General features: G+C 65.4%; 15 protein-coding genes. 8 read left to right on the forward strand and 7 right to left on the reverse strand.

Annotated features, from left to right (window positions below):
- Positions 1 to 29 precede the first annotated feature (29 nt).
- Positions 30 to 1,019: a hydroxyacid dehydrogenase gene (locus tag ABIB95_RS18180; protein WP_354240985.1), complete on the forward strand. Its 990-nt coding sequence runs from the start codon at positions 30 to 32 to the stop codon at positions 1,017 to 1,019.
- A gap of 168 nt (positions 1,020 to 1,187) precedes the next feature.
- Positions 1,188 to 1,724 carry a hypothetical protein gene (locus ABIB95_RS18185; protein WP_354240987.1) on the forward strand — a complete coding sequence of 179 codons (537 nt, stop codon included), beginning with the start codon at positions 1,188 to 1,190 and terminating at the stop codon, positions 1,722 to 1,724.
- Here ABIB95_RS18185 and ABIB95_RS18190 read toward each other — a convergent pair.
- Complete coding sequence (locus ABIB95_RS18190; protein WP_028158770.1) at positions 1,721 to 2,224, reverse strand: DUF1993 domain-containing protein; 504 nt, start codon at positions 2,222 to 2,224, stop codon at positions 1,721 to 1,723. The two genes, ABIB95_RS18185 and ABIB95_RS18190, sit on opposite strands and share 4 nt — an antisense overlap.
- A 113-nt stretch (positions 2,225 to 2,337) precedes the next feature.
- On the opposite strand from ABIB95_RS18190, the gene ABIB95_RS18195 reads away from it, so the two are divergent.
- On the forward strand, positions 2,338 to 3,120 hold the full coding sequence (locus ABIB95_RS18195) for a transporter substrate-binding domain-containing protein (RefSeq protein WP_354240989.1): 783 nt from the start codon (positions 2,338 to 2,340) through the stop codon (positions 3,118 to 3,120).
- A gap of 16 nt (positions 3,121 to 3,136) precedes the next feature.
- Here the strand turns inward: ABIB95_RS18195 and ABIB95_RS18200 are convergent, their stop codons facing one another.
- Complete coding sequence (locus tag ABIB95_RS18200; RefSeq protein WP_354240991.1) at positions 3,137 to 4,123, reverse strand: alpha/beta hydrolase family protein; 987 nt, start codon at positions 4,121 to 4,123, stop codon at positions 3,137 to 3,139.
- Between the two features lie 224 nt (positions 4,124 to 4,347).
- Between ABIB95_RS18200 and ABIB95_RS18205 the strand changes: the two genes are divergently transcribed.
- Together ABIB95_RS18205 and ABIB95_RS18210 are read left to right on the forward strand one after the other, a co-directional pair.
- Positions 4,348 to 5,235: a DUF2147 domain-containing protein gene (locus tag ABIB95_RS18205; protein WP_354240993.1), complete on the forward strand. Its 888-nt coding sequence runs from the start codon at positions 4,348 to 4,350 to the stop codon at positions 5,233 to 5,235.
- Positions 5,236 to 5,415: 180 nt separating this feature from the next.
- On the forward strand, positions 5,416 to 5,772 hold the full coding sequence (locus tag ABIB95_RS18210) for a hypothetical protein (RefSeq protein ID WP_354240995.1): 357 nt from the start codon (positions 5,416 to 5,418) through the stop codon (positions 5,770 to 5,772).
- A 142-nt stretch (positions 5,773 to 5,914) separates the two neighbouring features.
- Here ABIB95_RS18210 and ABIB95_RS18215 read toward each other — a convergent pair whose 3' ends face one another.
- Positions 5,915 to 6,319: a (R)-mandelonitrile lyase gene (locus ABIB95_RS18215; protein ID WP_354240997.1), complete on the reverse strand. Its 405-nt coding sequence runs from the start codon at positions 6,317 to 6,319 to the stop codon at positions 5,915 to 5,917.
- Positions 6,320 to 6,337: 18 nt separating this feature from the next.
- Entirely contained in the window at positions 6,338 to 7,036 is a 699-nt protein-coding gene (locus ABIB95_RS18220; RefSeq protein ID WP_071913810.1) for a ribonuclease activity regulator RraA, read from the reverse strand.
- Positions 7,037 to 7,294: 258 nt separating this feature from the next.
- Here ABIB95_RS18220 and pxpB point away from each other — a divergent pair, with 258 nt between their 5' ends.
- From pxpB to ABIB95_RS18235, 3 genes are read left to right on the forward strand one after another with little or no spacing between them, the layout of a single operon-like run.
- Positions 7,295 to 8,026, forward strand: coding sequence for a 5-oxoprolinase subunit PxpB (gene pxpB / locus ABIB95_RS18225; RefSeq protein WP_071913808.1), 732 nt, complete (start codon positions 7,295 to 7,297; stop codon positions 8,024 to 8,026).
- On the forward strand, positions 8,023 to 9,060 hold the full coding sequence (locus tag ABIB95_RS18230) for a 5-oxoprolinase subunit C family protein (protein ID WP_071913806.1): 1,038 nt from the start codon (positions 8,023 to 8,025) through the stop codon (positions 9,058 to 9,060). The genes pxpB and ABIB95_RS18230 overlap by 4 nt, the downstream gene beginning before the upstream one ends.
- Positions 9,061 to 9,092: 32 nt before the next feature.
- Entirely contained in the window at positions 9,093 to 9,863 is a 771-nt protein-coding gene (locus ABIB95_RS18235; protein ID WP_135213662.1) for a LamB/YcsF family protein, read from the forward strand.
- Here ABIB95_RS18235 and ABIB95_RS18240 read toward each other — a convergent pair whose 3' ends face one another.
- From ABIB95_RS18240 to ABIB95_RS18250, 3 genes are all read right to left on the reverse strand, one after another.
- Entirely contained in the window at positions 9,864 to 10,016 is a 153-nt protein-coding gene (locus ABIB95_RS18240; RefSeq protein WP_014495196.1) for a hypothetical protein, read from the reverse strand.
- Positions 10,017 to 10,346: 330 nt separating this feature from the next.
- Positions 10,347 to 11,954: a sulfite reductase subunit alpha gene (locus ABIB95_RS18245; protein ID WP_071913802.1), complete on the reverse strand. Its 1,608-nt coding sequence runs from the start codon at positions 11,952 to 11,954 to the stop codon at positions 10,347 to 10,349.
- Positions 11,951 to 13,732 carry a NirA family protein gene (locus tag ABIB95_RS18250; RefSeq protein ID WP_354241000.1) on the reverse strand — a complete coding sequence of 594 codons (1,782 nt, stop codon included), beginning with the start codon at positions 13,730 to 13,732 and terminating at the stop codon, positions 11,951 to 11,953. The genes ABIB95_RS18245 and ABIB95_RS18250 overlap by 4 nt, the downstream gene beginning before the upstream one ends.
- Between the last annotated feature and the right edge of the window lie 77 nt (positions 13,733 to 13,809).

Raw genomic sequence — 13,809 nt, forward strand, 5'->3', positions numbered from 1 at the left:
TCTCAAGAAACGCAAGCAGGCGGGGAGCGATGGCGACCAACAAGAAGAAGATTTTCGTTACACAAACTTTGTCGCAAGGGGCCCGCGCCCTCCTCACCCAGCGGGACGATATCGAGCTCGTCGAGTTTCCGAACCTGATCTCGGCCAAGGATTTCGAAGCCTTGCTGAAGAACCACGCGCCGGTTCACGGCGTGGCGCTGGGTGCCACCGCCTTCGGTGAGACCGAGCTCGAGGCCTCGAAGGACATGAAGGTGGTGACCCGCATCGGCGTCGGTTACGACGCCGTCGACGTGCCCGCCCTCTCCCGCCGCAAGGTGCCGCTGATGGTGGCGGGCAGCGCCAACTCGCCCTCGGTCGCCGAGCAGGCACTGTTCATGATGCTGACGCTGGCCAAGCGCGCCAATGAGATGCACGCCTGCGTCAAGGATGGCCAATGGGCCAACCGGCTCGGCATGCTGCCGTTCGACCTCTACGGCAAGAACGTGCTCGTCATCGGCTTCGGCCGCATCGGCACACGCACCGCCAAGCGCTGCCTGGCGATGGAAATGAAGGTGCAGGTCTACGATCCCTACAAGCCTGCGGCCGAGATCAAGGCCGCTGGCTGCGAGCCCATCGCCGATCTCGACGCCGCGCTGCCCAACGCCGACTTCGTCACCATCCATTGCCCGAAGACGCCGGAAACCGTCGGCCTGTTCGATGCGGCGCGGATCGGCCGGATGAAGCCGAAATCCTATCTCATCAACACCGCACGCGGCGGCATCGTGAAGGAGGCCGCGCTATACGACGCCCTGGTCTCCGGCAGGATTGCCGGTGCCGGGGTCGACGTGTTCGAGGTGGAGCCGCCGCCGGTCAGCAACGCGCTGTTCGCGCTGCCCAACGTCATCATGGCCCCGCACGTCGCCGGCGTCACCGTCGAGGCGGTGAGCCGCATGAGCGAGCAGACCGCTCGCAATATCCTGAGTGTGCTGGACGGCGATCCCATCCGGCAGAACATCATCAATCAGGACGTGCTCGGCTGAGCCGACCTCCGGGCGGGCGGTTATCCGCCCGCCTCCGGAACGCCAGAATGCGTCCCATTTTGGTGCAGATCGAGCCCCAACTCAGCCTTAATCAAACCCGCGTAATAAGTCCGGCCGCGGCGGCAGTGGGACAGACTTGCCGGCCGCGTCGAGCTGGAGGATGAACCCTTGTCAGAGATCGACCCGACCGACCACGCGCTGGCAACCATCGCCAGCATTTTGGAGCACCCCGAGCCCGTCCGCGAGACCGAGACCGAAATGGTGGTCGACGGTGAGCAGGTCGTCGCCGACGAGCATCCGATCGCCGACGAGCATGTGGTGGTCGACGAGCATGTGGTGGTCGACGAGCATGTGGTGGTCGACGAGCATGCGATGGTCGACGAGCACGAGCATCCTGTGGTCGAGGAGCAGCCGCTGGTGCCGGAGCACACCGATGCCGATGGCTACAGCAAGGTCGGTCCGGGGCCGATGGTGGCGATCCGTCTGAAATGGACGGTCTATCGCGGCGATGACGGCCAGTTCTACGTCCACGAGACCATCGGCGAGCAGTCCGCGCCCGTGGTCAGCGGCCCGATGACGAGCGAAGCCGCAGTGCATTTCGTCGACGCGCACGAGGACGAGGCACATCGGCGCTTCGAGGAGCTGCGCAGCGAGATCGCCGGCCGCAGCTCGCTCGCCGATTACGAGCGCAAGGGCGAAGCCTAGCGCTCGCGGGGGCCGAGAAAATCCCGCTTCACGAGCTCGACGCCGGCATGCCGGAGCAAGTCGTAGGACGTCGTGACGTGGAAGAAGAATTGCGGGACGCTGAACGTCAGCAGCAGCGTCCGCCCGGTGAAGGGCAGCTCGGTCCCGTTTTTCAGCCTGAAGAAGACATTCCGCTCCGCCGCACTATCGATCTCGGCGCGCGACAGGCTTTCGATGAACTCGATTGACGTCGCAATGCGCGCCTGAAGCCCGGCGATGTCGTGCTCCAGCGCCGGCAGCGCCACCGGCTCCTGGTCGGCCAGCAAGGCTGGCGCGACCGTGGCATGGCGGCACGCCTCCCCTATCTGCTGCGCCAGATCGTACATGTTCGGCGCCATGCGCATGCCGAGCAGGACGGCCGGATTGAACTTCCGGCTTTCCGCATAGGCGACGCCCTTGTCCAGCAGTGCCGACAGGTTGCGCAGATACGGCACGAAGACGCCGACCGAGGCGTCATACATCGAGATCGTCACCCTAAATTCCCTTCAATTCCGCCTCGCCAGCGACGGGCATCTGGTCTAAATCCAAGTTTCAAGAGCTGCACAATGACAGCTCGGGCATGGGTGGAAAAGAGATGATCGTTCGAATCGTGGCGGCTTTGGTCGCGGTCCTGCTGGCGAACTTTTCGGCATATGCGCAGCAGCCGGCGCCGTCGCGCCTCGACGAGATCGTCAAGCGCGGCACTTTGCGCGTCGGCATGACCGGCGACTACAAGCCTTTCACCTACCTGGACAAGGCGACGCAGCAGTTCAGCGGCTTCGACGTCGACATGGCGGAGGCACTCGGCAAGGCGCTCGGCGTCAAGGTCGAATTCGTGCCGACGGCCTGGCCGAAGCTCATGAAGGACTTCGAGGCCGACCAGTTCGACATCGCCATGGGCGGCGTCTCGGTCACGCTCGACCGGCAGAAGAAGGGCTTCTTCTCGACGTCGATCATGCGCGAAGGCAAGACGCCGATCGCACGCTGCGCCGACGTCGGCAAGTACCAGAGCATCGCCGACATCGACAAGAAGGGCACCCGCGTCATCGTCAATCCCGGCGGCACCAACGAGCGGTTCGCGCGCGCCAACATCAAGGACGCCGAGATCAACGTCTTCCCCGACAACACCGTGATCTTCGACGAGATCGCCAAGGGCAACGCCGATTTGATGATGACGGACGCTTCCGAGACCCGCTACCAGCAGAAGCAGCATTCCGGCGTGCTCTGCGCGGTGCATCCCGAAAAGCCGTTCGACTTCTCGGAGAAGGCCTACTGGCTCCAGCGCGACATGGCGCTGAAGGCTTTCGTCGACCAGTGGCTGCACATCTCGATGGAGGACGGCAGCTACAGGAAGATCTACGCCGCCTGGTTCGACTAGCGACCGATCTTGTCCGTCACTCCAGATGCTTGCGGAAGAAGCTCACGGCCGCGTCGTTGAAGGCGCTGTGAAACGCTTCCCTGTCGAACCCGGGCGGATCAGTGCACAGGATCGGCGCGGCTTCGGCCAGCTTGGGTGGACATGGCGCAAGAAAGGAAAAGTGCGACGAGTTCGGCACGATCCGGAAGTCAGGGCGCGCGGGAAGCATTTGTTCCAGCGTATCGACTGAAGCGGGCACGACACCGTCGCCGCCGAACGCCGAACGCCATAAGAGAAGCGGGATCGTCACATTGGCGAGGCGCTCCCGGTTGAAAAGGCCTTCATAAAGCGGCGGATCCGCCAGCACGGCGGCTCTGATGCGGGGGTCGTGTACGGCCGCCTCTGTTGGCACAAGGCCATCGCGAATGGCCTGGCATTTTGGCGTCGTGGCTCCATCTCTATCGCAGAGCGGAGCGAGCGCGCCAAAATCGGGGTTGCCGCCGATCACGACGAGACCGGTATAGGCGCCGCGCGAGAACCCGAACAAACCAACCCGCTTGGGGTCCAGGACCGCCGCTTCCTTCCAGGCGCCGAGCATGAAATCCGTAAGCCGCTTCATGTCGGCGGGACGCTCGACCAGGACGGAGAACTCATCGGTCCGGCTGCTGTCGCTGGCAGTGTCGCCTGGGTGATTGATCGCAGCGACCACGAAGCCGGCATCGGCCAACGCGGTCGCCGTGTCGACGTGGCCCAAAAACGAGCCGCGCCGTCCGTGCGACACGACGATCAGCGGCAGTCGACTGCCCGCTACCGGACAATCCTTCACACCCGGCAGGACGACACCGCCGCCCAGAACGACCTCGGAGGGCGGCGCCGCACAAGGTGTCCACACCATGCCCGTGAGCGCGGGGCCGCCGGCGTCCGCCGGCACTTCGATAAACCCGAGCCCGGCCGCGTGCGCCAGTGTCGCAGCAAGGCAAGCGACTACGATCAGAACAAGTTCGCCAAGGCGCAGCTGTAGCATTTGCGTGTGCTTTCGGAAGCTTCAACCACAACGGTTTTACTTGCCCATCCCATACCCCGTCCAGAGCTGCGCCGCGCCGCCGTCCAACTCTGGACGGAGTTCAACGTTATTGAACCCGAACCAGCCGGACCACGACTCATACGGTGACAGTGATCTAGATCACTTTTTGCGATCGAACCGACGCGTAAGCGTTGGTACGGGGACCAGCTGTTCAGGAGACGGAAATGAGGAAGCTGTTGGCCACGGCCGCATTCCTTTTGGCGAGCACCGCTGCGCAGGCGCAGTACACTTTCGAATATGGCGGGCGCACCATCCGCATCGATCCGGACCGCGGCACGGTGCAGATCCCCGGCGTCTACGATAACACCGGCCATGGCAAGGCGAAGAAAGCCAAGAAGAACGAGACGACCCCGGGCCAGCAGGCGCCGCAACAGGCCAAGGTTGATCCGCAACCTCAGGCCGCTCCGGCGCCAGCTCCCGCCCCTGTCGCCGCGCCGCCTGCAACCGAACAGGCGCCGGCCGCTGCAGCGCCGCCGCCAGTTCCGCCCCCGCCCGCTCCACCGCCGTCTGCAACCGCCAGCAACGCGCCGGCTGAGGCGGCCGTGTTGCCGCCACCAGCACCGCCTCCGGCGCCCGCTCCGGTCGAGCAGCAGGCAGCGCCCGCCGTGGCGCCGCCGCCGGCCCCGACCGTGGCTGCTGCCCCCCCGGCGCCGCCTCCAGCGCCTGCCCCGTCACCCGCACCTGTTCAGGCCGCCGCCGTCGCTCCCCCGGCTCCCGCAGCCGCGCCCGCGCGCGATCTCAATTCACCGCTCGGCATCTGGCTCACCGAGGAAAAGGAAGGCAAGGTCCGCATCGAGCAATGCGGCAGCAATCTCTGCGGCTATTCGGTCGACAGCAAATCGAACCAGAACGGCGAACAGGTCCTCATCAACATGAAACCCGCCAAGGACCAGAACAAGGATCAGAAATGGTCCGGCCGCATCCTCGATCCCAACTCCGGCTCGACCTACGATTCCACGATCGCGATGAAGGGCACCGACCGCCTGCGCGTGCAGGGCTGCGCCTTCGGCGGCATGTTCTGCGGCGGCCAGACCTGGACGCGCGTGAACTGAGTCCGACTTCGACGTTCGAACCGAGACGAGGGGCCCGCGATCCGGGCCCCTTTGCTTTTGTCCGCGATCTCTTTGCGGAGTGCGCCACCTCAAGGAGCCCCTTGCGCACGTGACAGCCCTCACATCGCGGGTTCCGCGCTCGTGCCACGATCCCCCCATGATCAACCAACGGGGCGTGTCATGAACGGATTTCGCAAAGGTCTCTTCGCCAGCATTGTCGCCATCGCCGTCCCGCTGACGCAGGCGGGCGCGGCGACCTCTACCTTCGACGGCGCATGGAATGTCCGCATCTCATCATCGAGCGAGACTTGCGGTAACGGTGCAACGGTCTCGATCGGCATCAGCAACGGTCAGATCGCATCGAGCAGCGCTGTGGTTTCAGCATCCGGCCGCGTGGCCGATGCCGGCAGCATCAACGTCACCTTGAGCACCGGGATCAAACGCGCCGTCGGCTTCGGCCGGCTCAGCGGCACTTCAGGCTCCGGCACATGGCGCGGCCGCCTGTGCACGGGCACGTGGACGGCGGAGCGGATGTGATTTGCCGCGTCCCGGACGCGCTGCAACGCGCAGCGTTGCTGCGCTGAGCCGGGACCTAAGGGCACTTGCTTTGAGGAAGCTTGTGGGCCCCGGATCGGCAACGCAGCGCTGACGCGCTGCATTGCATCCGGGGCACGAGAGATTAGCCCAGCGCCGCGCCGTACTCCGTGTCGGTCACCGGCTCCAGCCAGGTCGAATAGACGCCGTCGAGCGCCTCCTGCATGGCGATGTGGCACATGCTGTTGTTTGGCGAGGCGCCGTGCCAGTGCAGTTCACCCGGCGGAATCCAGACGGTGTCACCGGGACGGATCTCCTTGACAGGGCCACCCTTGGTCTGGACGCGGCCGACGCCCGAAATCACGTAGAGCGTCTGCCCAAGCGGATGGTGGTGCCAGTTGGTACGCGCGCCCGGCTCAAAGGTGACGCGCGAGCAGTTCAGCCGCGCCGGCGCCGGCGCCATGATCACGGGGTCCTGCAACACGGTGCCCGTAAAATTTTCCTTCGGCGCGCGGCGGGTCGGCCGCGTGCCTGCGACAGTGATTTCCATGGGATACCTCGTTTCCTGTTACTTCTTGCTGGCGGCGTAGCGCGCCTTGGTTTCGGCGTTCATGGGATAGAGGCCCGGCAGCACCGCGCCGTTATTCACCTCGTTGACGATCCAGGCTTCCATCCGCTCCTGCTCGACGCTCTCATTGAGCACGTGATCGAGCATCGCCTGCGGGATCAGCACGCAGCCGTCCTGGTCGGCGACCACGATGTCGTTCGGGAACACCGCAACGCCGCCGCAGCCGATCGGCTCGCCCCAGCCGACGAAGGTGAGGCCTGCAACCGACGGCGGCGCGGCATAGCCGTCGCACCACACCGGAAGATTGGTGCCGAGCACGCCCTCGACGTCACGTACCACGCCGTCGGTGACGAGTGCGGTCACGCCGCGCTTCATCATGCGCGCGCAAAGAATGTCGCCGAAGATGCCGGCATCGGTGATGCCCATGGCATCGACCACGGCAATACAGCCGTCCGGCATCGCCTCGATCGCGGTGCGGGTCGAGATCGGCGACGACCAGGATTCCGGCGTCGCCAGATCCTCGCGCGCCGGCACGAAGCGCAGCGTGAAGGCCGGCCCGACCAGGCGCGGCAGGCCCGGACGCAGCGGACGCGCGCCGCGCATCCACACGTTGCGCAGGCCCTTCTTCAGCAGGACCGTGGTGATGGTGGCAGTGGTGATGCCGGCGAGGGTCTTGCGGGCTTCGGGGGACAGCGACATGGACGAGAACGAGCTCCGGATGGGCGGGAAAGAACGCGCGCATCTTGCGAGCCGCAGCCCTTGCGTCAAGGGCCAAAGAGCCAGCAAGAACGCAGGGCCGCTGGGCTGTTATGCGACGCGATAACAACGCTTTATCGTTTCCCCTTGCATTAATTTATTGGACTTGCGGGCGCATTTACGCGAAGCAGGGAAAAGCGGAACTCAAGGCTGAGCCCGCATTTCCTGAGAAGCCCGATTTCGACAGCCCTTCGACAGCTCATGGCCGCGACGCTTCCCCCGCCCCGCCTTCTGCCCAGTGGCGACAGCGCCGTCACGGTTGAATTCAGCCGCACCATCGATGACGCCGCCAACGAGCGCGTGCTCGCGCTGGACAAGGCGCTCGCAGCAAGCCCCATCGACGGCATCACCGAGACCGTTCCGACCTATCGCTCGCTGCTGGTGCATTACGATCCCGGCAAGATCGGCTTCGACGCGCTCGGCGAAAAGCTGCTTGCGCTCGCCAGCCAGCCGCTGCCGCCGGCCGCGAAGGCGCGGCGCTGGCGCATTCCCGTCGCCTATGGCGGCGAACACGGCATCGACCTCGAGGATGTCGCCAAGGCGCTGAACACCACGCCCGACGACATCGTCGCCCGTCACGTCGCCGGCGACTACCGCGTTGCCATGATCGGTTTCACCCCGGGCTGGTCCTATCTCAGCGGCCTCGACAAATCCCTGCACATGTCGCGGCGGCAGAGCCCGCGGCTTTTCACACCCGCCGGCACGATCTCGATCGGCGGCATCCAGGCCGGCATCCAGTGCCTGGCCGCGCCAAGCGGCTGGCACCTGCTCGGTCGCACGCCGGTCAGAACCTATCAACTCCACCGGAATCCGACCTTTCTCACCGAACCCGGTGATCGCGTGACGTTTTTCGCCATCGACCACAAGACCTTCGAGGAACAGGATCGCGCCGCCGAGGCCGGCGAGATCATCGCCGAGCAGGTGGTCGCATGAGCCGGCTCGTGATCGCCAGCATCGGTCCCGCAAGCTCCGTTCAGGACGGCGGCCGCCACGGCGCGCAGCGCTACGGCCTGACGGTCAGCGGTGCGATGGACCGTCTGTCACTGGCGGCCGCGAACACGCTGGTCGGCAACGAGCCGTTCGCGGCCGTGGTCGAGATCGGCCCGTTCGGCGCCACATTCACCGCCAAAGACGGCGCCGTGCGCGTCGCGATATCAGGCGCGCCGCGCAATGCGGACGTCGCCGGTAAGCCGGTGGCTATGGACACGTCAGTGACTCTCAAGGACGACGAGACGCTGACGCTGGGCTTTGCCCGCGGCGGCGCGTTCACTTATCTGGCGATCGAAGGCGGGATCAAAGGCGAACTGGTGTTCGGCAGCCTTGCGGTGAACGCCCGCGCGGGCCTCGGCAGCCCCTACCCGCGCCCGCTGCAGGCCGGCGATGAATTCACAGTTGATGCCGCAAGCGGCGCGCCCGAGCTGCGCATCGAGCTGCCGAAGCCTGCAACAGGCCCGATCCGCGTCCTGCTCGGACCGCAGGACGACGAGTTCGACGACGCCAACAAGGCGCTGTTCCTAGACAGCGAGTGGAAGATCTCGGCGACCTCCGACCGCATGGGCTACCGGCTCGAGGGCCCGGCGATCAAGCATCTGCATGGCCACAACATCGTCTCCGACGGCACCGTCAACGGCAGTATCCAGGTGCCCGGCAACGGCTCGCCGATCGCGCTGATGATGGATCGCGGCACGTCCGGCGGCTATCCGAAGATCGCAACCGTGATCACGGCCGACGTCGGCCGCCTCGCGCAGACCTCGGCGGGAACCGCGTTCCGCTTCCTCGAGGTCACCATGGCCGAGGCGCAGGAGGAGGCGCGCAAGTTCGGGCAACTCATCCGCAACCTGCCCGATCGCCTGCGCTCTTCCGACACCGTCGAGCTGAACATCGAGGCGCTCAGCGATGCTAATGTCGCGGGCTATGCGGTGAGCGCCATGGATGCCGGGACCTGGCAGGTCACGGCGGAGCCGTAAGCGACAAGACGACCAGAGGCGGAGAGCACCCCATGAAGACGATCGATCTCAATTGCGACCTCGGCGAAGGTTTTGGCGCGTGGGAGATGGGCAACGACGCCGCGATGATCGACCTTGCCAGCTCGGTCAACGTCGCCTGCGGCTTCCATGCCGGCGACCCCGACATCATGCGCCGGACGGTCGAGCTGGCGAAGGCGCGCGGCGTCTCGGTCGGCGCCCATCCCGGCTATCGCGATCTGCACGGTTTCGGCCGGCATCCGATCGCGGGCCTGAAAGCCTCCGAGATCGAGAACCTCGTCGCCTACCAGATCGGCGCGTTGCAGGCGATCGCGACCGCAGCCGGCCACAAGGTGACGCATGTAAAGGCGCACGGCGCGCTCTCCAACGTCGCCTGCGAGGATGACATGACGGCCAAGGCGATCGCCGCCGGCATTAGGGCGGTCGACCCGAGCCTGATCTTCGTCGTGCTCGCCAATTCGAAGCTGGTGAAGGCCGGCGAAGACGCCAATCTGCCGATGGTGCACGAGGTATTTGCTGACCGCGCCTATGAGGACGACGGCAACCTCGTCTCGCGCAAGAAGCCCGGCGCGGTGCTGCACGATGCCAAGGCGATCGCCGACCGTGTAGTGCGCATGGTGCAGGACGGCGCGGTGGTGTCGGTGACGGGCAAGGTGATCAAGATGCGCACGGACACCGTCTGCATCCACGGTGACACGCACGGCGCCGTCGAGATCGCGCGCACGCTACGTCAGGCGTTGAAGGATGCGGGGATCGAGGTCGCGCCGTTCAAGCGCGGGGCGTAATCAGAACGGGTGCACCGAAAGCGTGCCGAACACGATGGCGGCGATGACCGCGAAGGCGCTGTAGAGCCCAACGTGGTGCATGCTCGCCCCGGTCCGACGCGAGAGCGAGCGCGCGTAGAAGTGCAGCCTGGCTTCCGCCGATAGTTCGCGCATGGTCGATCTCCAACGCCCCATTTGCGGGAGTATGAAGGATCAACCCTGGCGGGAGGCAAGACGGCGGCGAAAATAGCGATGGAGGTTCTCTGAAGGCGCCCCGTCGCAGGCGCAAATTCTCTTCACACGAGCGTTCCGAGAATCTTATTCGTTAAGATCCGAGCCAGCTGGAACCGGCCCGGATGACGGTGGGATGACAGCCGGGCGGAGGCCTTCAGCCCCCTCCAAACAAAATTATCGAAAACAACCCCATGCACAGTAGAAACGGCCCAGCGGCGCGACGTCCGGCGGTTGCGCCGCCGGGACGATTTGCGCTGATCGGCTCGCGCCTTAGTAGACGTCAGCCTGGAAGCGGCCCGTCTTCTTGAGCTCGGCGACAAAACTGACGGCTTCATCCGTCGAACGTGCCCCGAACTGCGCGACGATGTCGACCAGTGCGCGCTCGACGTCCTTGGCCATGCGCTTGGCATCGCCGCAGATGTAGAGATGCGCGCCTTCGGCGAGCCAGGTCCACACCTCGCGGCCGACCTCGCGCATGCGGTCCTGCACGTAGAACTTCTTCTCGCCGTCGCGCGACCAGGCCAGCGACATGCGCGTCAGCAGCCCTGAGGTCTTCATCGCGTTGAGCTCTTCCTGGTAGAAGAAATCGCAATCGCTGCGCTGATGGCCGAAGAACAGCCAGTTCTTGCCGGGCGCGCCGGTCGCCTTGCGATCGAGCAGGAAGGCGCGGAACGGCGCGATGCCGGTGCCGGGGCCGATCATGATGACAGGTGTCTTCGGATCCTGCGGCAGGCCGAAACCGTGCGCCTTCTGCACATAGACCTTCAGCTTCTCGCCCTCGGCGATGCGTTCTCCGAGGAAGGTCGAGGCCACGCCGATCCGCTTGCGCTTGCCGATGACGTAACGCACGGAGTCCACCGTTAGCGACAGTTTTCCCGGCGTCGCATTGTGCGAGGACGAGATCGAATAGAGCCGCGGCTGGAGCGGCTCCAGCGCCTCGACGAAGGCTTCGGGATGCGGCCGCGTGCCCGAAAACTTCTGGAGCGCCGCCATGACGTCGAGCGTGGCGGCGTCGCCATCGGGATCCTCGCCCTGCGCCAGCGCCCGCGCCTTCTCGCGCTGCGCGCCGCCGGTGATGAAGGAGAGCAGCTCGAACAGCGTGTCGGGCGCCGGCGACAGCGAGACGTCGTCGATCAGCACCTCGCGCAGCGTCTTGCCGTTGACCTTGGTGGTGTGGGAGGCGCCGAGCAGCGCGATGATCTGATCGACGAGGCCGACCTCATTGCGTGCGAACACGCCGAAGCTGTCGCCGACGACATAGTCGAGCTTGCTCTCCGCGAGATCGAACTCGACGTGATAGGTCTCTTTCTCCGACTTCCCCTTGTTGAGCAGGCGCCGCGACAGGAATGTCGCCGCGATCGGATTGTCGCGCGAGCGGCCGGGCTCGGCGATCGTCACCGTCACGGCCGGCGCCGCCACCGCATCCACCTTGTCGGCCGCCTTGGCCGCCGGCGCCTTGTCCAGCTCCTCGTACAGCGACTTCAGCATCCGCGCGGTTTCCTTGCCGCCGGGGACGCAGAGATTGAGCCGTGCTTCGCTACGGGTGGCGATCGCCTCCGAATAATCGTGGCAATTGTAGCCGCACTGCCCGCAATCCTGCTGCGCCATCGCGGCCATCATCTTGCGGCGCACGGGACGGCCTTCGGCGAGCTTCATCCGGTCCGCAATCGGCATGGTCTGGTCGTGCCACGGCGCTTCACCGTCGTCGCCGTCGCCGGCTTGCATGACGGCGGCGCCTTGCTCCGCCGACAGCGGCGTGGCCACATCAGGCGACAGCAGCCCGGCGAAGAAGCCGTTGAGCCACGAGCGCTGCGCGTCGGAGAACGGGGCGCTGGCGGGAATGATGTCGAGTTTCGGCGGAGGCGTGATCTGGTTCATGCGGACACCTGTGCATCGGCAAGCTTGCGCAGCGTTTCGCCATCATGGCGGCGCGCAAATGACAGGAAGGTCTCGTCGGGCGACGAGCGGTGGGCGATATAGGCCTTGAGCAGTCCCTCGACCGTCTTCGGCGCGTCTTCGGCCTTGAGGTCGTGATAGACCTCCTGCCCGACATCCGCATCGGGACCGAACCCGCCGCCGGTGAAGAGGTGATAGCCGTCCACCGTGTCTTCGTCGTTGATCGGCACGCGCGCTCCGATCAGGCCGATGTCGCTGATGTAATGCTGCGCGCAGGAATGATGGCAGCCGGTGACGTGGATGTTGACCGGCTTGTCCATGGCGACGCGCGGCTCGCACCAGTCGCCGATCTCGGCGGCATTGCGCTTGGTGTTGGAAGCCGCGAAACGGCAGCCGGCACTGCCGGTGCAGGCGATCAGGCCGGCGCGGATGTGCGAGGCCTCGACCGCGAGCCCGATCTGCTTGATCGCTGCAATGGCGAGTTCGATATTCTCGTCGCGCACGCCTGATATCAGCAGGTTCTGCCAGACGGTCAGGCGGATCTCGCCGTCGCCGAGGTCCTGCGCCACTTTGGCCAAACCCCGCATCTGATCGCAGCTGATCTTGCCGAGCGTCAGCGAGACGCCGATCCAGTTCAAGCCGTCCTGCTTCTGCTTGTGCACGCCGATATGCGCCATGCGGTCCGCGGCTGGCCGCGGCGCAAACGCCTCTTCCGGCACGCGCGTGAACGGCGTCTTCAGCCGCTCCTCGACGAGTTTAAGGAAACCGTCGTGGCCCATGGCATCGAGCACGTATTTCAAACGCGCCTTGTTGCGGTTGGTGCGGTCACCGTGATCGATGAACACGCGCACGATGGCGTCGGCGACGGCGGTGGCCTCCTCCGGCTTGACGATGATGCCGGAGTACTTTGCGAAATCCTTGTGTCCGGTGATGCCGCCGAGGCCGAGGCGGAACCAGATTCCGGGCTCGACGCCAAAACCGTCCTTCACCTCGAACGCGGTGAAGGCGATGTCGTTGGTTTCCTCCAGCACCGCGATCCTGCCGGCGCCGTCGAAGGCGACGTTGAACTTGCGCGGCAGGCCGTAGAGCGAGCGGTCGTTGAGGATGTGGTAGTGCCACTCACGCGCATAGGGCCGCGTGTCGATCAGTTCCTGCGGGTCGATGCCGGCCGTCGGCGTCCCCGTCACGTTGCGGATGTTGTCGGCGCCGGAGCCGCGTGAGCACAGGCCGAGGTCCTGGATGCCCTCGATCAGCTTGATCGCGTTCTTCGGCGGGATCTCGCGGAGCTGGAGATTGGCCCGCGTCGTGACGTGACTGTACGGGCCGCAGAGATCGTCGGCGAGATCGGCAAGGCCGGACAGCTGCCAGTGCTTCATGATGCCGTTCGGGATGCGCAGCCGGCACATGTAGGAGTCCTGCGTCGGCGCGACGTAGAAGATGCCGTAATAGCGCCAGCGGAAATTGTCCGCCGGGCTCGGCGGCGCGTTGTCGAGCGCCTGCTGCCGCAGTCGCGGATAGGCATCGAAGGGATGCTCGTCGCGCTTGAACTTCTCCTGGTCGGCGAGCTTCTTGCCGGCTGCGATGACCTTGTCCTGCGCCTTGATGTGGACGGCGTCGGGGCCCGTGGCCTCGGTATTGGCCTTGCTGGCGCTGCCGCCGAGACCGCGACCGACCCGGCTGATCTGCAAACCGGTCGTGAAGCCTTCGAGATAGCGTTTCTGCTCGTCGGAGAAGTCGACTGAGAGCGTATCGATTTTCATGGTCGGTAACGAAGCTCCTGCGGCCACCGGGTGGCATCGACGGAAAATTGCGCGACCCGCGAGGAACTCGGCTGGCT

The organism is Bradyrhizobium sp. LA2.1 (genome assembly GCF_040547725.1).
GTDB classification, from domain to species: Bacteria; Pseudomonadota; Alphaproteobacteria; order Rhizobiales; family Xanthobacteraceae; genus Bradyrhizobium; species Bradyrhizobium barranii.